This window comes from Nocardia sp. CDC519, from assembly GCF_059509835.1.
This window is the reverse complement of sequence record NZ_CM183377.1, coordinates 714,336-731,587: the sequence shown is the minus strand read 5'-3', so window position 1 is coordinate 731,587 and position 17,252 is coordinate 714,336. Positions and strand designations below refer to the sequence as shown.

Below are 17,252 nucleotides of genomic sequence, written 5' to 3'. Positions count from 1 at the left end.
AAGACGTGCTATTGAATGCCGTTCCGTTCCGGTCCGTATCGGGAGTCCCGCTGCCTTTCCGCTGCCTCGCGATAGGGCGCGGACAGCACCAGATCAGGATTTGAGCCTGTCCGCGATTTCTCGGATCTGCCCCACCCGATGCGCGTTGTTCTTCGCATCGAATCCATCGGCTTCGAACTGGGCCAGGATCCCGGCGATATGTTCGAGTGCCAGTCCGACCTGCTCTGCCAGTTCTGCTGTGGTTCCCTCGAAAGCTGCCATGGCCACAATGATCGGACGGCGACGGACGGAAGCACCGCATTTCGATCGGCCGGGTCGGTGACAGATTGCGAGCCAAGGTCACCGTGGCCCTGGTGGGTGGTGGGCTGCGCACATCGGGGGCTGGCTTCACCGCCTGCCCCTTAGGGGCCTGCCTTTCGGGCGTAGAGGCTCCGGGGTCAAGGGTGGGCTTGCCCATCACGTAGTGACGCGGAGCGCCTTTGAGGCTGGAGGGGCGCGGGAACACAATGCAGGCCACCAACCGCCTGGGCCACGCGGCCGGAGGTCGCGCAGTAGTTCCGCAACCCCAGAGCAGGGGTGAGGAGGGGGCCGAAGCCCCCTTTCGGGTCAGTCGGTGTCGCGGGCGGTGAGGGCTTCGTGGTAGGCGGCGTGGCAGGCGGTGCAGGCGTGGTCGTGTTCGTCGCCGGGCACGTAGTAGGGGAGGGTGCCGGTGGCGGGGTTGGTGCAGCCGGGGGTGGTGCAGGCGGTGGGGTGGATGGTGGCGTTCATGGTGAGGGTTCCTCTCTGTCCGGGTCGGTGGAATCTGGGCTCCGCCCGGACCAGGCCGGACCCGCCCTCGCAATGGCTCGGCGGCCGGGGGTCGCGCGGCTCCCGTCTCTCTTGAAGGTCACCGCAGCGAGAGGCTGGGACTGTGCCGCGTGGCCCCCGGCCGTCGACACCGCTTGGCCGTTGCGAGGGTGGGGCCGGTCTGGTACGCCATCGGCAGATTCCTCCGGCACGGACAGAGAGGAACACGGTGAACGCCACCAGCCGCCGTCTGCACCACCCCCGGTGGCACCAACCCCGCTGGTGACCAACCGGCTATGTGCCCGGCGACGAACACGGCCACGTCTGTACCGCAACGCAACCAACGGGCGAGCCCCACGGCACCTCACCGCGGCGTCTTCGACAAGCCCGGCCGAAGACCGGACCACAGCCAGGCCCCACGAACGGCGCCGGCCGATTTCGTGCTCGAGTTGCGGGAGAGCAAGTCGGGGACGGCTGCCAGGGTTCCCACACTTCCCCGGTTATGCCAAGGTGGCCAGATATGTCATGGAGCTGACCTTGTCAGCGCTAGCACGTCGCCGACGTGCCGACGCGCCGGGGCTGTGAGGTACGAGCGAGACCCGCTGCGCGTCGTAGCGCGGCGGCGGCGCGCTAGCGCCGCCTGGCCGCGCCTTGACTCTATATGGCGAAATTCGGCAACAACCGCACTACGTGAGGGCACGACTCACGGCTGAATGACGGCAATCGTCTTGTCGTCGTGGCATTTCGCGCGGGGGAGGGCCTGCCCGTTCGGGTCGGCGGTGGCTTCCCAAGTGCGGCAGCGGTGAAGAAGCTCGCGGAGTCCCGAACTGCTCTGGCGGGCAACGACCTGCCAGTCGACGCCCACGGCCGGAAGCACGTCGAAGGCACCATCTGTCGCGGCCACCACCCAAATCACGCGATCCCGTGGGTAGCTCGCGGTCAATGCGTGGTCGGCTGCGGCTGGTTCGGCTTCGGCAACCCAGAATCCGCCCGGCTGGTTTCGGTGCTGTCCCTCGGCCCGCTGGAGGTCCTGGAGTAGTCGACGATGCTCCGGGTCGTACCCCGCACCTGTAGCGAGCCGCTCGCGGTACCGGTCTGCGGCGGGCAGGTCGAGATGCTCTAGACGGTCATCGACGTACAAATGCTCGGCATCATCGACAGTGCGGACGACGACAGCTGCGTCACCGAGTACGAGCAGATCAACTGCGGTCGGTCCGACTCGAACAACAGCGACAGTGCTGGACGGCGATGCGCCTGGAGCGAGTTCTAGCAGCGCTGCGGTGGATTCGATGGCCTCGGCAAGAGCAACGCGCAGGTCGTTAGTTGGGGTGACCCGGGCTCGCAGCTGTGCGGCCAACGTGTCCACATAGGCACCCGCTCGCGGCATAGCCGGGTCATGGGCACTGGCGCCGTCCAGGACGATAACGGCGTGGTCCGACATGGTAACGCGATCCTCGTCCGATCGCGCCGGGAGCTGGGCCGAATGGACTATCACCGGTCACTCGCGAATCGTGTAGGGGCCAGCCAGCAACCGGCTGTCGGTCACCTTGAAATCGGCGTCGAAATCGCATTCGACCACGCCGCTGGTGAACTGGGCGGCAGGGTCGTACACGGTCGCCAGGTTCGCATTCAGCCAGTGAGCCACGCCGAGTGACCCGATGCTGGTGATTCCCGCGATATGCACGATCACCCTGCCATCCAGGATCCGACGGGAGAAGTACCCGATATCCGTGTGGCTGGCAGCGGGGGACCGGAAGGGCGAGAAGTGCCGGCACCCGGTCCGAGTGTCCACGATCGACCAACCTTCGTCGGTTCGGTCGAAGGACAGCGCAGCATCGTCGGCAAGAAGCCGCCGCGCAATAGGTGCCGACTTGGGGCCGCACACGATGATGCAATCGCCCGTCGGCACCTCTTCGCGGTCGGGATCGATGGCGAAATGGGAGGTTGCCAGGGAAAACTCGGCCAACGTCCGTTCCAACGCCTCCTGTGTCGCCTGGTCGTTAGCGTCGAAGAACGGGCGCTCTCGGCCTTCCTCGAGTCCGAACCTGCGCGGTATGCCGATAGCTACGGGGCCGACGCCGAAGAACGCCCGCTGCGGCTTGGGGGCCGTGGTTCGGATCTGGCTGATTCGACCTTTGGTGACACCGAGGAGTTCTGCAATCTCGGTGTAGCTCAAGCCATTTCGGTGCGCGTCTTCGATAGCTTCCTTACGTAGGCGAGCTAGCTCCGTAGCGCGCTGCTGGTAGGTGGTGATGAGGTCCGTAGCTCGCTGACCACGGCGAATAGGGTCCGGATCATTCCGGACCTGCTCGAACTCGTCGGCGATAGACACCCCCCGAGTTTAGATCCCCTTGACGACTTGTAGAACCCGCGCGTACTCTCCCTGTTTAGACCCCCTCAACAGACACGGAATGGCACGGCGGTCAGAGTTTAGGGGCTATAAACCGGAGATGTGGGAGGCAATCGTGGCGATTCAGAACCTGGCAAGTGCAAATCTTCGTCCGGCTCGGTTGAATGCAGCGGGTCGGTGTGTTCACTGCCTCGGCCTTGAGTGCACGTCGGCTCGGTGCATCGATAACCATGCTCGTGCGGTGTGGGAGATCTGTGAGCGGTGCGGGGGCACTGAGTATGTGAACGGCCATGTGGACCCGGCGACGGCTATGGGGCGCTGTGACTGCATCGGCGGGCTGGTCGAGGCGGCTAGGTCGGGCCTGGCGCAGGTGGTGGAACTGCCGTTGCCGCCCGCTGCGGTGGTGTATGAATCCTGGCCTGCTGGTGGCGGTGCTCCGGCGCGGTGGATGGGCCGGTGACAGCGGTGAATTCGGTATATCGGGTGACGTATTCGCCGGAGCTGGTGGCGGCTCGTCGGGCTCGGTTGCTGGGGGCGGACTCGGAGCCGGGGCTGCGTGAGGCTGCGGGGCTGGTGCCGCGTCCGGCGAGTGATTTCCCGCCGTTCGACTACTACGCGGCGGCACGTCGTCGCGCGGCGTCGGGGCGGAGGTGCGACTAATGACGGCACCGGTGGTCCGGCAGACTGCGGCTGAGCGTCGTAGCTTGCCGGACTTCCGGCATGTGGCGGGGGAGTTGGCCGACGACAACCACGTCTGCCGTCGTCCGGTGCCGATGAGGACTGAGGACCCGGCGACGCTGGAAGTTACCTACGTCGGCTCACCGTGCAAGGCGACTATCGAGTCGGTGTGCCCGGCGTGTGCGGCGAAGGCGCGCTATCTGCGGATGACGCAGTGCCACGAGGGCTGGCACATGGACGCCGAGCCGGTGATCGAGAAGCGCGCCCCGACCGAGCAGCAGAAGGGCTTGGTGGCGGCGCGGTCCGATCTGTTCGCGCAGTACTGCGAGGCTCGCGCGGATGGCGACACAGAGGCGATGGCCGGAATTCGGGAGGTCGTCGCCAGTCTCGACGCCGAGCTCCGGGACTCCGGCTTTCGGGGTCGGCTGCCGGACTTCGACAAGCTGTCTGCGGACCGGCGCAAGCGGTCGACCTCGCGGCGTCAAGACGTGCCCGATCTGCCTCGGCTCAAGGTCGCCAAGACCACCATCGGCCGAGAGTACGCGGGCAAGTATCGGCCCTCGACGTTCCTGACGATCACGATGCCGTCCTACGGGCATGTTCACAACGACGGCGCGGTCAACTCCAGGGGCCAGGTCTGCGGGGACGGCTCACCGCGTGACCCGGACACCTACGACTACCAGCGGTCGGCGCGGGATATCGTGCATTTCGCGGCGTTGTTCGACCGGTGGGTGCAGAACCTTCGTCGGGCGGTCGGCTGGGATGTGCAGTACTTCGCCACGGTGGAACCGCAGCGTCGGGGTGCACCGCATCTGCATATCGCGATCCGGGGATCGATCCCGCACCGGGTATTGCGGGAGGTCACCGCGGCGACCTACCACCAAGTCTGGTGGCCGCACCAGGACCGAGAGGTCTACACCGGCGACCGGATGCCGGTCTGGGACGAAACGGCCGGCACTTTCACCGACCCCGATACCGATCAGCCGTTGACCGGGTGGGATGAGGCCCTCGACGTCATGGACACCGTGGACGACCTCGAGCCCGCCCACGTTGTGCGCTTCGGTGCCCAGGTCAAGCCCATCGGGGTGCTGGGTGGCACGCCGAAGGCTGACGAGAAGGTCCGGTACCTGACGAAGTACCTGACCAAGAGCATCGCAGAAATCCTCGAACCCCAGACTCGGCGCGCTGCTGAGCATTACGACCGGCTTCACGCCGAGCTTCAGCACACCCCGTGCTCGCCGCGCTGCGGGGTCTGGCTGCGCTACGGCATTGTCCCCAAGGGCGCCACCGCCAAGACCCAGCCCGGCAGGTGCAAGGGCAAGGCCCATCGCCGCGACACACTAGGGCTGCCGGGTCGTCGAGTGCTGGTCTCGCGGCGCTGGTCGAACAAGACACTGCCGGACCACAAGCAGGACCGCGCCGACTTCGTTCGGCAAACCCTCGCGGCTGTCGGGATCAGCAAGCCGGATCGATCCCGGCTGATCATCACCCCGGTCGAGCCCGGCGACAAGAACGTGCCACCGCGTGACCACCTGATCATGTCGGCGGTCTCCCAGCGCATCACGTGGCGAGCCGAGTACACCAGTGCCCTGCTCGCAGCCGGTCCACCAGGGCCACAAGAGAGTTCCGCAATCCAATCGGCGGCATAGGAAAGGACAGGACAAATGGACATGGTGAGGGGATCGCGCCGGGCTGAACCGGCGACGTACACCGTCGATCAGGTTGCGGCGCTGCTCGGTATATCGCGCGGCATGGCGTACACCTTCGTCAACGACGGGGTGATCCCGGCGAAGCGGATCGGTCGGCGGTGGGTGATTGCCCGCGCGGCCTTTCACGCGTGGCTGAACGACTCGGACAACCTTCCGAAGGCGGTGTGAGGCAATGGGGTTCATTGACCAGACGCCGGGCGGGAAGTGGAAGGCGTTCTGGCGGGAGCCGTCCGGGGCGCAACGGTCGAAGACTTTCCGGACGAAGAAGGAGGCGACGACGTTCCTTGCCCAGGTCGAGCTGTCCAAGTCGAACGGCGTCTATGTCTCTCCGCATGCTGGCCGGGCGCTGTTCGGCGACCATGCTCGCGAGTGGATGAAGTCGTGGAATATCGAGCGAACCACTAAGGCGCGAGACGAGTCGATCATGCGGACTCACGTCCTGCCCAAGTGGCAGGGATGGCAGCTCGGCAAGATCGATCACCTGTCGGTGCAGACGTGGTTGGCTGAGCTGTCGGAATCCCGGTCGCGGGCCACGGTGGCCGAGTGCAAGCGGATGCTGTCGGGTGTGATGCTGTCGGCCGTGCGGAACCGGCTCATCGGGTCCGACCCCACGACCGGCGTTCGTCTCCCGAGGCGGCGGGTGCGCGATACCGACGAGCGGCTCCTGACACGGGAAGAAGTTCGGCAACAGTTGCTACCTGCCGTCCGGCCGGAGCGGTATCGGACCTTCGTGGCAACAGCCGCGTTCGCCGGGCTGCGTTGGGGCGAGGTCGCTGGGCTGTGCGCCGATGCCGTGGACCTGGACCAGGGCGTTATCCGGGTGATTCGCACGGTGACGGAGGTCGCCGGAAACGTCGAGTTCAAGCCCTTCCCTAAATCGCGGGCGGGTCGGCGCACGGTGCCTATCCCGCGCTGGCTCGTAGACGAGCTGGGGGAGTACATGCGGGAGTACCCGCAGGGAACTCAAGGGCTCATCTTCACCAACGAGGTTGGCGGCCCGCTGCGGCGAACCCTGTTCCGAACTCGGGTCTGGCGTCCGGCTCTGGTCCGCGCCGGCCTTCTCGGTGAGGTGTCGGAAGTGGACGGCAAGTACGAGGCGGTCTGGATGAACGATGCGGGCGAGGTCGAATCGGAGGTGTTCGGCAAGTACGAGCAGGCGGTGAAGATGGTCGCCCGCAACGAATCGGGCGGGGTCCGATTCCACGATCTGCGCGACATGTTCGGGACCTGGCTGGCCGACGACGGGCTCCCGCCGCACAAGCTCGCGGTCGTCATCGGGCACGAGAACGCGACCACAACCATGCAGTACTACGTGCGCCGGTCGGAGGATCACGATGCCGTGCGCCGTTCGCTGGGGGACGACGATTGAGTCCGGCTCACCGCTGGTGCTGCCTTTTCGCTGCCTACTCGGGCATCCAGCGACCGATCCGGGCCCGGACATGAAAAAGGGCCCCTGACCATAGGAGCTGGTCAGGGGCCCTTATCGTGTCTCAACCACACGAGTCGGGGTGGCGGGATTTGAACCCACGACCTCTTCGTCCCGAACGAAGCGCGCTACCAAGCTGCGCCACACCCCGTGAAGCGGACCTGAGGTAGCTTACAACAGGTCGGGGCTGGACGTTAAACCGGCAGGTCAATCAGGTTTTCAGGGGGCGAATGCTGGTGAGGACGCGCTTGGCGGTCTCGGGGTCGACGGCATCGGGGACGCCGGTGTCGGCGGCCAGGACCAGCACGATGGTTCCGGTGCGGGCGGGGACGGCGTAGGTGAAGACGGAGAACTGCTCGGCGCAGCCGGGTTTCGCGGCGTCGAGCTTGCCCGTCGTTTCGACGAGCATGCCCTGCTGTGATCCATCCGCCGAGGCGAGCGGCTGTGCGGCGCCGGGCCTGACGTCGCGGCTGCCTGCGTAGGCGATGGTCGCGGACCTGGTGCCGAGCTCGGTGGCGGCCTTCGCGGGGTCGGCGGTGTCGGAGCCGGTGAGGAACGCGACGGTGCGGGTGGAGCCCGGGCAGTAGTCGACGCCGTCGGTGGCCAGACCGGTGCCGACCACCGCGTCCGGCGGTTCGCCGAACCCGCCGACACTGCCTTCGGGGGCGACCCGCCATCCGGCGGGTACGTCGTAGGCGGCGCTGCGGTTGGGCACGGCGACCGGCTGGAACCCCGGCACGATGGGGCCGAGTTCGGCATCAGGGGTGGGATCGGCCGGACGCGAGCGTGACGTCGTGGAACGCGGTGCCTTCGACGCTGATTCGCCGGTGGTGAGCGCGCTGACCATGGATGGCGTGGATCCGTCGGACGCCGAGGCTTCATCGGATCCACTGACGGTGACCGCGACCACGCCGACACCGACGGCGACCACCGCCATCGCGGCGGCGCCGAAGGCGAAGAGTTTCCCGGGGCCGCCGGGCACGTTGGGGCCGGGTGAAGGGGACCCGAAGGGCTGAGCGCTCGGCCCGACGGGCTGAGTGCCTGGATGCTGCCCGACCGGACCGAACTCGGTGTATCCGCCGCCAGTTGTCGCCGGGTTGCCCTGCGCGGCCATGTCGAAGGGCAGTTGGCCGGCGAACGGCGCGTTCGTATTCATCTGGTTCTGCCAGGGCGCAGCGGGATTCGTCCAGTTCTGCGGGCTGCCCGCCCACTGGCCGGACTGCGTGGCCGCTGCTTCGGGAGCCATGGACAGACCGGTTTCCGGAGTGGGCGGCACCGAGGAGGTCGGCCGTCCGGTCTGGGTCAGCGCTGCCTCCGGGGTGACCGGCTGGCTCGACATCGGTCCGGGGCCGGCGCTCGCGTGTCCGGAGCCCGGCGCCCGTTGTCCGGTCTGCGTCGGCGCCCCCGGCCCGCCCGGCGTCGGTGCGGCATGGGGGAGGATGGGCGGGCCGAGCTGCGGGGCGACCGGTGCGTAACCAGGGGCGGGTTGCTCGGTTTGTGTTGACGCGGCTTCAGGTGCGACGGCTGGCCGGCCGGGCATCGGCCCGGGGCCGGGGACCAGGTGCCCGGAGCCCGGCGTCCATTGCCCGGTCTGGGTGGGTGCCCATGGCACGCTGTGAATCGGTGCGGCTTCCTGGCCCCCGAGCGGACCGTGCGGCACGCCGGGATCGGGAAACGCGCCGGGCACCGGCTGCCCCGCCGGGTACGCCCCATTGCTGGGGTCGAATGTATTCACGTTCGTCCTCTTGCCGGCAAAAGTCTCGGCAAGCGACCCTAGCGGGCGACGGTCTCCGAGGTCGAAACGCCCTGCGCGGTATCGGAGTTCGGACGCTTCGGGGGCGCGGCGACCAGGGTGAGCAGCGTCGCTTCCGGGCGGCAGCAGAAGCGGTAGGGCGCCCACGGCGACGTGCCGAGGCCTGCCGACACGTGCAGCCGGGTGTGCGCACCCCACTTCGACGGGCCCTTGACCCGCGAACGGTCGATATCGCAATTGGTGACCAGCGCCCCGTAGCCGGGCAGGCACAGCTGGCCGCCGTGGGTGTGGCCGGCCAGCACCAGGTCATAGCCGTCTTCGGCGAACCGATCCAGCACCCGCGGTTCGGGCGAGTGGGTGAGACCGATGCGCAGATCGGCGAGCGGATTGGGTGCGCCCGCGATGGTGTCGTAGCGGTCGCGCTGCAAGTGCGGATCGTCGACGCCAGCGCTGGCGATGCGGATACCCGCCACTTCCAGGTCCCGGCGCACATGGGTCAGATCCAGCCAGCCGCGTTCGGTGAAGGCGGCGCGCAGATCCTTCCACGGCAGCGGCGCGCCGTGCACGCGGCGGTGATCGGACTTGAAGTACTTGAGCGGGTTCTTCGGCACCGGCGCGAAATAGTCGTTGCTGCCGAAGATGAAAAGCCCTGGGCGCGAAAGCAAACCGCCCAGTGCCTGAACCACGGCGGGCACCGATTTCTGATGCGACAGGTTGTCCCCGGTGTTGACCACCAGGTCCGGTTCCAGCCGGTCCAGCTCGCGCAGCCACTGCTGCTTGAGTTTCTGGCCCGGCATCATGTGCAGATCGCTGATGTGCAGCACCCGAAGCGTCGCCGAACCCGGCCGCAGCACCGGCATCGTCGCCTCACGCAGCACGAACGCATTGCGTTCGATGAGGGAGGCATAGCCGACTCCGGCCACCGCGGCTCCGGCGGCGCCCAGCGCGGTTCGACGGACAGCGGAGGTCGAGATCACGGGCATTTGCCCAGCATAGGTGACGGTGGTCTCGAACGCGGCGTGTGTTCAGGCACAGATCGGCGGACCGGCCGGGTAAATGTGGTGGGCCACGTGCGGTGCAGCGGCTACCGTGAGGCTCATGTCGGAACTCAAATCGCAGCTGCGCGCGGATATGACCGCCGCGATGAAATCCAAGGACACGCTGCGTCTTGCCACGTTGCGGATGCTGCTCGCCGCCATCCAGTCCGCCGAGGTGGCGGGCCCAGAGGCACGTGAGCTCTCCGACGCCGAGGTCGTCGCGGTGCTGGCCAAGGAATCCAAGAAGCGCAACGAGGCCGCCGAGGTGTATGCCCAGGCCGGGCGCGGCGAGCTGGCGGCCAACGAGCACGCGGAGGCCAGGATCATCGACGAATACCTGCCCACCCAGCTGACCGACGCCGAGGTCGCCGACGTCGCCGATACCGCCATCGCGCAGATCGCCGAGCAGACCGGACAGCGGCCGGGTATGCGCCAGATGGGTCAGGTCATGAAGATCGCGACCGCGCTGGCCGAGGGCAAGGCCGACGGTGCGCGGATCTCCGCGGCGGTGAAGGCCCGGCTGTAACCGTTCTCCCAGTTGATAAACGAAACGCCGACCCGGTCAGACCGGGTCGGCGTTGTCGTTACCGGGGGAACGGCAGCGGAATCGGGATCGGAATGGGCGGCAGCCGCGGCGGTGGCGGGAGACCCGGCACGCCCGGCGGCGGTCCCTGCGGTCCGGGCGGTGGCGGTGTGCGCACCGTGCCGTCGCTGACGTAGATCGTCACCAGTGACCCGGGAATGGCCGACCCGTTCGGTGAGGACCCGGTCACGGTGCCCTTCGGCGCCGACCCGGACGATTCCACCGGGGTGACCTTGAATCCGGCCGCGATCAGCGCGGCCGTCGCCTCACCCTGCTTCATCCCGACCACGTCGGGCACCTGGGCGTTGTTGGCGCCGCGCACGTATTTATCGTCGAGCGGTGGCAGCACCGGCGGCGGGAAGTTCCCGACCACGGGTTTGATCGCGTTGTACCAGGTGCGCGCGGGTTCGTTACCGCCGAACAGGCCGTTGGCGTCGCTGGCGCCGCAGTTGCGCAGCGGGAACGAGCAGATCTCGCCGGGCGTGGGGCTGTCGCCGTAGACGTAGACCGACGCGGCCAGCGAGTTGGTGAAGCCGACGAACGCCGACGAGCGGTGGCTTTCGGTGGTTCCGGTCTTACCCGACATCGGCAGCGTCCAGCCCGCGTTCGCCGCCGCGGCGAAGGCGGTACCGCCGGGCTGATCGTCCTTGCTCATCGCGTTGGCCAGGGTGTTGGCCAGGCCGGGCTCGACCACCTGCTCGCAGGCCTGCTGGGTCAGCGGGACCTGCTTGCCGTTGCGGTCGATCACCTCCTTGATCGGCGAGGGCGGGCACCACTTGCCGCCGGAGGCCAGCGTGGCCGCGACGTTGGACAGCTCGAGCGGGTTGATCGGGACCGGGCCGAGGGTGAAGGAGCCGAGGTTCTGGCTCTTGATCATGTCGGCGAGGCTCTGATTGTTCTCCAGCCCCGAGCTGCCCGGCTCGGTGTAGGAGCGCATGCCGAGGCGTACCGCCATATCGACGGTCGGGGTGACGCCGACGGCCTGGATGAGTTTGACGAACGCGGTGTTGGGCGAGGTCGCCAGCGCCTCGGTCACCGACATCGGCGACTTGTAGCGGCCGGCGTTCTCGACGCAGTAGGTCGCAGGCGGGCAGCCCGGGGCGCCGCCGTTACCCATGCCCTGGGCATTGAACCGGCCGGGCACATCGAGCTGGGCATTGATGCCCATGCCCTTCTCCATCGCCGCGGCCGTGGTGAACAGCTTGAACACCGAGCCCGCGCCGTCGCCGACCATCGAGTACGGCTGGGCGAGCAGCGTCTCGTGTGCCTCCCGGTTGAGGCCGTAGGTGCGGCTGCTGGCCATGGCGAGCACGGGGTGCGATTCCTGACCGGGGGCGACCACCGACATGACCTCGGCGATGTTCTCCAGGTTCGGCGGCGCCGCCTCGGAGACCGCGCGTTTGACCGAATCCTGCACGGCCGGGTCGAGGGTGGTGCGGATCAGGTAGCCGCCCTTCTCGATCTGCTCGCGGCTGATACCGGCGTTGGCCAGGTACTGCAGCGCGTAATCGCAGAAGAAGCCGCGGTCGCCGGCCGCGATGCAGCCGCGGGGCAGGCCCTTGGGCTCGGGCAGCACGCCGAGCGGCTCGGTCTTGGCCTTGCGGAATTCGTCGGCGCGGCTCGGGATGTTCTGGATCATGGTGTCCAGCACGGTGTTGCGGCGGGCCAGCACGCCCTCGGGGTTGGTGTAGGGGTTGAGCTTCGAGCTGCTCTGCACCATGCCCGCCAGCATCGCCGACTGCGGCACGTTCAGTTCGGCGGCGTCGATGCCGAAGTAGGTCTGCGCGGCGTCCTGGATGCCGTAGGAGGAGTTACCGAACGGCACCAGGTTCAGGTAGCGGGTGAGGATCTCGTCCTTGGTGAGTTCCTTGTCCAGCGTCAGCGCCATCCGGATCTCGCGGATCTTGCGGGCCGGGGTGGTCTCGATCGCGGCGCGGCGTTCGGCGTCGGTCTTGGCCACCACCAGCAGCTGGAAGTTCTTCACGTACTGCTGGTCGATGGTGGAGGCGCCCTGCTGTACCTCGCCGCTGGTGGTGTTGGTGAGGAACGCGCGCAGCGTGCCCTGCCAGTCGACGCCGTCGTGGTCGGCGAAGCGGCGGTCCTCGATGGAGACGATCGCCAGCTTCATGTCGTTGGAGATCTTCTCGCTCGGCACCTCGAAACGGCGTTGTTCGTAGAGCCAGGCGATCGGATTGCCGGCCGCGTCGACCATTGTCGACACCGCGGGCACCGTGCCCTCGACCAACTCGGCGGAGACGTTGTCGACGGCATCGGCGGCGCGGTTGGACACGAATCCGAAACCGCCTGCGAGCGGGAACAACAGCCCGGCGACGAGCACGGCGGCCAGCATGCAGCTAACGGCCAGCTTCGCGAGCGTATGTCTGATCGGCACGGGACCAGACTAAGGGGTGGCTCGCGGGCTCTCGCGGGTGTGTTTGATCCGAATTGCTCGATTGCAGGTCGGGGTGGGTTCGACGGCCGAAATCCGGCCTTGACGGCGGCCAGGTGAGCGGTGCGTTCGTTCGAACGCCCGGTAACGGTCGATTCTGTGGCGTGTCGCGATTGGGTCACTGGCGTGTCGCGTGGTCGCGGCACGGACGTACCAAAAAATCACAGCTCGGTCTTGCGCTCCCGGCATACCTTTACCTAGATTGAGAACCCAGTGTGATAGAGCTAACACTCAAAGTGGAATGTGGTGCACTTCGCAGCGGGGTTCGGGTAGCTGCGGGGCTGACACGCGATTCCGGAGCGCCGTTGACCGGTGTTCGGACTGCAAAGGGGCACACCAAATGCACATGACAACCCCCATCGCTCGATTGGACGTAGAGCAGGCCGAAGCGAGGATCGCCTGGGTATCCCAGGCCCGATGCAAGGAAGTAGACCCCGATCAGCTGTTCGTACGTGGCGCGGCGCAGCGCAAAGCGGCAACGATCTGCAGGCATTGCCCGGTCTTGATGCAGTGCGGAGCGGACGCACTCGACAACCGGGTCGAATTCGGTGTGTGGGGCGGTATGACCGAACGGCAGCGGCGTGCGCTGCTCAAGCAGCACCCCGAAGTGACGTCATGGGCCGATTTCTTCCAGGCCCAGCGCCAGCATCAGGTGGCTATGTAACCGGCACGGCCGAGCCGGCCGGGGTCCGGGTGAGTTGATCGCCGACCGCGCGTAGCGCTTCGAGATCGGAGACCTCGAAGGGCAGCGCGGTCACCGGCACGATCGGCACCCGAGGGTGGGCTCCGGTGAAGCGCAGCAGCAGATGCCGTTCCCGTTTCGCGGTGGCCACCCGGTGGGCGTGGATTCGCAGCACCGCCGCCGTCAGCGGATTCGATTCGGCCAACTGGTCGGCGGCGGTCAACGCGTGATCGGCGGACAGCGCGCTGCGGACGGGGTGGGTGCGGTTCAGCACCAGCCCGGCCAGCGGCATCTTCTCGGTGGAGAGCCGGTCGACGAAGAACGAGGCCTCACGCAGGGCATCGGGTTCGGGGGCCGCGACCACCAGGAAGTGCGTTCCCGGCTTGGACAGCATCGCGTAGGTGCGGTTGGCCCGGTCCTGGAATCCGCCGAACAGCGATTCCAGCGATTGCAGGAACAGCGAAGCGTCCTTGAGCATCTGGCCGCCGACGATCGTCGACACCCCGCGCACCGCCAGGCTCATGGCGCCGGTGACGAACCGGCCGACGCCGCGCCCCGGCGCCATGATCACCCGGATCATCCGGCCGTTGAGGAAATTGCCGAGCCGTTTGGGCGCGTCCAGGAAGTCCAGCGCGTTACGGGACGGGGGAGTGTCGACCACGATCAGATCCCACTCGCGTCGATTCGCCAGCTGCCCGAGCTTTTCCATCGCCATGTACTCCTGCGTCCCACCGAAGGACGAGGCCACGGTCTGATAGAAGGGGTTGGCGAAGATCTGCTCGGCCTTGTCCGGACTGGTGTGCTCGAGCACCATCTCGTCGAAAGTCCGGCGCATATTGAGCATCATCGCGTGCAATTCGCCCTTGACCTCGGGGCCGAGCTCGACCCGCTGGGGGGAGTTGCCGAGATCGGCGACGCCGAGCGATTGGGCCAGCCTGCGCGCCGGATCGATGGTCAGCACCACGACCTTGCGCCCGGCCTCGGCCGCACGTAGCGCGATGGCGGCGGCGGTGGTGGTCTTACCGACTCCGCCGGAACCGCAGCACACCACGATGTGCGCGTTCGGATCGCCGATGATCGTCGAGATGTCCAGCTGGGGGGCGCCTGCCTGCGGCGTACTCATCGGACTCCCTGTGCGGTGAGGTGTTCGGCCAGCTCATAGAGCCCGCCCAGATCCATGCCATCGGTGAGAGCGGGCAGGGAGATCCGGGAGATATCGATCTTGGCGAGTTCGGTGGCGCTTTCGTCCTGGGCCCGCAGGGTGGCCGAATGCTCGACGGTCTCGGTGATCAGGCCCTGGACGTCGTCCTCGGGTAGCGAGATTCCCGCGCTGTCGAGCCCGGCCCGGATCGCCTCGACGTCGAGATCACCCGTGGCGGCGCGATTGCGTTGTTCGGCGGGCAGCTCGTCCTGGCTGGCCCGGTTGACGATCACCGTCCCGATCCGCAGGTCGGCCTCGGTCAGTTCGGCGATGGCGTCGGCGGTTTCCTGTACCGGAAGCGCCTCGAGCAGGGTGACCAGGTGGATCAGGGTCTGGTCCGAATGCAGCAGCTTCGACACGCCCTCGGCCTGCGAGGCGATCGGTCCGCCCTTGGCCACCTCGGCCATCGCCTGGGTGACGTCGAGGAAACTGGCGATCCGGCCGGTCGGCGGCGAGTCCACCACGATCTCGTCGTAGACCTGCTTGCCGGCCTTGTCGACGCGGACCGCGCACTCCTTGATCTTGCCGGTCAGGATCACATCGCGCAGGCCGGGCGCAATGGTGGTGACGAACTCGATGGCCCCCATCCGGCGCATGGCGCGGCCGGCGAAGCCGAGGTTGTAGAACATGTCCAGGTATTCGAGGAAGGCGTGCTCGATATCGAGGGCGAGCGCGACCACCTCGCCGCCGCCGTCCGCGGTGGCGATCCTGGTCTCGGTGGGTGGCAGTGGCGGCAGGTCGAACAGCTGGGCGATGGACTGTCGGCTTTCCACCTCGACCAGCAGAACCCGGCGCCCGCCCGCGGCCAGCGCCAGTGCCAGGGCCGCGGCGACCGTCGACTTTCCGGTGCCGCCCTTACCCGACACGTAGTGCAGCCGGGCTTTGGCCGCGCGTTCCGGCCAGCCGGTCGTCAGCCCCGGATCGGCCGAAACCGGCACTGTTGTTGGTGCTCCCACGTTCGCGAGCCTATAACCCGTTCTGAGATCGCGCCCTAGGGATCCGGATACCGGCGGTGTGGTGTATCAGACAGTGACGTCCGGCTCGTATCACCGGTGACCGGCCCGGCTGCGGTCGGAACGTGCCGGAGCCCACCCATTAGGCTCCAGCCATGAGCGATGTGACCCTGTGGGAGTACGCGACCGTTCCGCTGCTCACCCATGCGACCAAGCAGATCCTCGACCAGTGGGGCGCCGACGGCTGGGAGCTGGTGACCGTGCTGCCCGGCCCGACCGGTGAGCAGCACGTGGCCTACCTGAAGCGGCCGAAGCAGTAGGGCGGGCGGCCATGGCACTCGAATCGCCCGCTGCCGAGCCCGCGACCCCCTGGCAACGCAATCTCGCCCGGCTCGGCCTGAGCCTGCCCGAGGTCGCCGCGCCGGTCGCGGCCTATCTGCCCGCGGTGCGCACCGGTTCGCTGGTCTACACCTCGGGGCAGTTGCCGTTCGTCTCCGGCGAGCTGTCGGCGACGGGCAAGGTCGGCGCCGAGGTGACGCTGGAGCAGGCCGCCGAGGCGGCACGGCTGTGCGCGCTGAACGCGCTGGCCGCGGTGCACGATCTGGTCGGGCTCGACGAGGTCGTGCGGATCGTGAAGGTGGTCGGTTTCGTCGCGTCGGCGCCGGGCTTCACCGACCAGCCGCTGGTTGTCAACGGCGCATCGGAATTCCTCGGCGAGGTCTTCGGCGCCGCGGGCACGCACGCACGCTCGGCGGTCGGGGTCTCCGAACTGCCGAAGAACACCCCGGTCGAGGTGGAACTCATCGCCGAGGTGCGTTGATCAGGAGGTAGGCCATGACCCTGACCCATCCCGCCTACGGGCAGCTGCGGCAGGTCACGCCGACCGCGGCCGTGCTGCTCGCGGACAATCCGGGCCAGATGACGCTGGACGGGACCAATACCTGGATCCTGCGGGGCCCGGACGGCGGCGGCTGTGTCGTGGTGGATCCGGGCCCGAAGCAGCGCGCACACATCGAGGCGATCGTCGCGGCGACCGGCGGAGACATCGCGCTCACCCTGATCACACACCGGCATGCCGATCACACCGGCGGCATCGACCGGCTGGTGAAGTTGACCGGCACGCCGGTGCGGGCGATGGACCGCGAATATCTGCGCGGCAGCGATGCCCCGCTCACCGACGGCGAGGTGATCGTCGCCGCCGGATTGCGGATCACCGTGCTGCACACACCCGGCCACACCGGGGATTCGATGAGCTTCGTGCTCGATGACGCCGTGCTGACCGGTGACACCATCCTCGGTCGCGGCACCACCGTCCTCGATTCGACCGACGGCACGCTCGGCGATTACCTGCGTTCGCTGGACCGGCTGGTCGAGGTGGGTGCGGGTAAGGCACTGCTGCCCGCGCACGGCCCGGATCATCCGGACCTCGAGCCCGTCGCGCGGTACTACATCGCGCATCGGAAGGAACGCTTGGAGCAGGTGCGGGCGGCGCTGGCCGAGCTCGGGCCCGATGCCGGGCCTATGGCGGTGGTGCGCAAGGTGTACGCCGACGTCGACAAGAAGCTGTGGCTCGCGGCGCGGAGTTCGGTGCAGGCGCAGTTGGAGTATCTGCGGTCGCAGCCCTGACGACAGCTGCGGCGCACAA

At 67.6% G+C, this 17,252-nt stretch carries 17 protein-coding genes and 1 tRNA gene; 8 read left to right on the top strand and 10 right to left on the bottom strand.

Annotated features, from left to right (window positions below; genetic code table 11):
• Positions 1 to 93 precede the first annotated feature (93 nt).
• The 4 genes from AC5W7N_RS03210 to AC5W7N_RS03195 form a co-directional block, all read right to left on the bottom strand.
• The gene (locus AC5W7N_RS03210) at positions 94 to 261 is read right to left on the bottom strand and encodes a hypothetical protein (RefSeq protein ID WP_495923217.1); all 168 of its coding nucleotides are present in this window, start codon (positions 259 to 261) and stop codon (positions 94 to 96) included.
• Between the two features lie 345 nt (positions 262 to 606).
• Complete coding sequence (locus AC5W7N_RS03205; RefSeq protein WP_495923215.1) at positions 607 to 768, bottom strand: hypothetical protein; 162 nt, start codon at positions 766 to 768, stop codon at positions 607 to 609.
• Positions 769 to 1,489: 721 nt separating this feature from the next.
• The gene (locus AC5W7N_RS03200; protein ID WP_495923214.1) at positions 1,490 to 2,227 is read right to left on the bottom strand and encodes a hypothetical protein; all 738 of its coding nucleotides are present in this window, start codon (positions 2,225 to 2,227) and stop codon (positions 1,490 to 1,492) included.
• Between the two features lie 57 nt (positions 2,228 to 2,284).
• Positions 2,285 to 3,118: a sigma-70 RNA polymerase sigma factor region 4 domain-containing protein gene (locus tag AC5W7N_RS03195; protein ID WP_495923212.1), complete on the bottom strand. Its 834-nt coding sequence runs from the start codon at positions 3,116 to 3,118 to the stop codon at positions 2,285 to 2,287.
• Positions 3,119 to 3,795: 677 nt separating this feature from the next.
• On the opposite strand from AC5W7N_RS03195, the gene AC5W7N_RS03190 reads away from it, so the two are divergent.
• From AC5W7N_RS03190 to AC5W7N_RS03180, 3 genes are read left to right on the top strand one after another with little or no spacing between them, the layout of a single operon-like run.
• Positions 3,796 to 5,463, top strand: a complete 1,668-nt coding sequence (locus tag AC5W7N_RS03190) for a replication initiator (RefSeq protein WP_495923210.1) — start codon at positions 3,796 to 3,798, stop codon at positions 5,461 to 5,463.
• A 15-nt stretch (positions 5,464 to 5,478) separates the two neighbouring features.
• Positions 5,479 to 5,691 (top strand): helix-turn-helix domain-containing protein, encoded by a 213-nt coding sequence (locus AC5W7N_RS03185; RefSeq protein WP_495923209.1) that lies wholly within the window; start codon positions 5,479 to 5,481, stop codon positions 5,689 to 5,691.
• Between the two features lie 4 nt (positions 5,692 to 5,695).
• Positions 5,696 to 6,892: a tyrosine-type recombinase/integrase gene (locus AC5W7N_RS03180; protein WP_495923207.1), complete on the top strand. Its 1,197-nt coding sequence runs from the start codon at positions 5,696 to 5,698 to the stop codon at positions 6,890 to 6,892.
• Positions 6,893 to 7,026: 134 nt separating this feature from the next.
• Here the strand turns inward: AC5W7N_RS03180 and AC5W7N_RS03175 are convergent.
• From AC5W7N_RS03175 to AC5W7N_RS03165, 3 genes are all read right to left on the bottom strand, one after another.
• Positions 7,027 to 7,100 (bottom strand) — tRNA-Pro (locus AC5W7N_RS03175).
• Positions 7,101 to 7,160: 60 nt separating this feature from the next.
• Positions 7,161 to 8,684 (bottom strand): DUF8017 domain-containing protein, encoded by a 1,524-nt coding sequence (locus AC5W7N_RS03170; protein WP_195020481.1) that lies wholly within the window; start codon positions 8,682 to 8,684, stop codon positions 7,161 to 7,163.
• A 38-nt stretch (positions 8,685 to 8,722) separates the two neighbouring features.
• On the bottom strand, positions 8,723 to 9,685 hold the full coding sequence (locus AC5W7N_RS03165; RefSeq protein WP_163813692.1) for a metallophosphoesterase: 963 nt from the start codon (positions 9,683 to 9,685) through the stop codon (positions 8,723 to 8,725).
• Positions 9,686 to 9,800: 115 nt separating this feature from the next.
• Between AC5W7N_RS03165 and AC5W7N_RS03160 the strand changes: the two genes are divergently transcribed.
• Positions 9,801 to 10,265, top strand: a complete 465-nt coding sequence (locus AC5W7N_RS03160; RefSeq protein WP_163813691.1) for a GatB/YqeY domain-containing protein — start codon at positions 9,801 to 9,803, stop codon at positions 10,263 to 10,265.
• Positions 10,266 to 10,323: 58 nt separating this feature from the next.
• On the opposite strand, the gene AC5W7N_RS03155 is transcribed toward AC5W7N_RS03160, so the two are convergent.
• Positions 10,324 to 12,672, bottom strand: a complete 2,349-nt coding sequence (locus tag AC5W7N_RS03155) for a penicillin-binding protein (RefSeq protein WP_163813725.1) — start codon at positions 12,670 to 12,672, stop codon at positions 10,324 to 10,326.
• 439 nt (positions 12,673 to 13,111) lie between these two features.
• On the opposite strand from AC5W7N_RS03155, the gene AC5W7N_RS03150 reads away from it, so the two are divergent.
• The gene (locus AC5W7N_RS03150; protein WP_011206869.1) at positions 13,112 to 13,435 is read left to right on the top strand and encodes a WhiB family transcriptional regulator; all 324 of its coding nucleotides are present in this window, start codon (positions 13,112 to 13,114) and stop codon (positions 13,433 to 13,435) included.
• Here the strand turns inward: AC5W7N_RS03150 and bagB are convergent.
• Both bagB and bagA read right to left on the bottom strand, forming a co-directional pair.
• Positions 13,428 to 14,576, bottom strand: a complete 1,149-nt coding sequence (gene bagB / locus AC5W7N_RS03145) for an ATPase BagB (RefSeq protein ID WP_163813690.1) — start codon at positions 14,574 to 14,576, stop codon at positions 13,428 to 13,430. The two genes, AC5W7N_RS03150 and bagB, sit on opposite strands and share 8 nt — an antisense overlap.
• On the bottom strand, positions 14,573 to 15,592 hold the full coding sequence (bagA, locus tag AC5W7N_RS03140; protein ID WP_195020911.1) for an ATPase BagA: 1,020 nt from the start codon (positions 15,590 to 15,592) through the stop codon (positions 14,573 to 14,575). The genes bagB and bagA overlap by 4 nt, the downstream gene beginning before the upstream one ends.
• Before the next feature lie 170 nt (positions 15,593 to 15,762).
• Here bagA and sp36 point away from each other — a divergent pair, with 170 nt between their 5' ends.
• The 3 genes from sp36 to AC5W7N_RS03125 are packed head-to-tail and all read left to right on the top strand — an operon-like array spanning position 15,763 to position 17,233.
• Complete coding sequence (sp36, locus tag AC5W7N_RS03135) at positions 15,763 to 15,927, top strand: Sp36 family protein (protein WP_014348616.1); 165 nt, start codon at positions 15,763 to 15,765, stop codon at positions 15,925 to 15,927.
• An 11-nt stretch (positions 15,928 to 15,938) separates the two neighbouring features.
• Positions 15,939 to 16,427, top strand: coding sequence for a RidA family protein (locus AC5W7N_RS03130; protein ID WP_138447699.1), 489 nt, complete (start codon positions 15,939 to 15,941; stop codon positions 16,425 to 16,427).
• Between the two features lie 14 nt (positions 16,428 to 16,441).
• Positions 16,442 to 17,233, top strand: a complete 792-nt coding sequence (locus AC5W7N_RS03125; RefSeq protein WP_195020482.1) for an MBL fold metallo-hydrolase — start codon at positions 16,442 to 16,444, stop codon at positions 17,231 to 17,233.
• Positions 17,234 to 17,252: the final 19 nt, after the last annotated feature.

Bases quoted from the DNA above. Each gene is read 5' to 3' on its own strand.
- AC5W7N_RS03180 (WP_495923207.1), top strand. From the start codon at position 5,696: ATGGGGTTCATTGACCAGACGCCGGGCGGGAAGTGGAAGGCGTTCTGG.
- AC5W7N_RS03210 (WP_495923217.1), bottom strand. From the start codon at position 261: ATGGCAGCTTTCGAGGGAACCACAGCAGAACTGGCAGAGCAGGTCGGA.
- AC5W7N_RS03185 (WP_495923209.1), top strand. From the start codon at position 5,479: ATGGACATGGTGAGGGGATCGCGCCGGGCTGAACCGGCGACGTACACC.
- AC5W7N_RS03205 (WP_495923215.1), bottom strand. From the start codon at position 768: ATGAACGCCACCATCCACCCCACCGCCTGCACCACCCCCGGCTGCACC.
- AC5W7N_RS03125 (WP_195020482.1), top strand. From the start codon at position 16,442: ATGACCCTGACCCATCCCGCCTACGGGCAGCTGCGGCAGGTCACGCCG.
- AC5W7N_RS03200 (WP_495923214.1), bottom strand. From the start codon at position 2,227: ATGTCGGACCACGCCGTTATCGTCCTGGACGGCGCCAGTGCCCATGAC.
- AC5W7N_RS03190 (WP_495923210.1), top strand. From the start codon at position 3,796: ATGACGGCACCGGTGGTCCGGCAGACTGCGGCTGAGCGTCGTAGCTTG.
- AC5W7N_RS03160 (WP_163813691.1), top strand. From the start codon at position 9,801: ATGTCGGAACTCAAATCGCAGCTGCGCGCGGATATGACCGCCGCGATG.
- bagB (WP_163813690.1), bottom strand. From the start codon at position 14,576: ATGAGTACGCCGCAGGCAGGCGCCCCCCAGCTGGACATCTCGACGATC.
- AC5W7N_RS03155 (WP_163813725.1), bottom strand. From the start codon at position 12,672: ATGCTGGCCGCCGTGCTCGTCGCCGGGCTGTTGTTCCCGCTCGCAGGC.
- AC5W7N_RS03130 (WP_138447699.1), top strand. From the start codon at position 15,939: ATGGCACTCGAATCGCCCGCTGCCGAGCCCGCGACCCCCTGGCAACGC.
- sp36 (WP_014348616.1), top strand. From the start codon at position 15,763: ATGAGCGATGTGACCCTGTGGGAGTACGCGACCGTTCCGCTGCTCACC.
- AC5W7N_RS03165 (WP_163813692.1), bottom strand. From the start codon at position 9,685: ATGCCCGTGATCTCGACCTCCGCTGTCCGTCGAACCGCGCTGGGCGCC.
- AC5W7N_RS03150 (WP_011206869.1), top strand. From the start codon at position 13,112: ATGCACATGACAACCCCCATCGCTCGATTGGACGTAGAGCAGGCCGAA.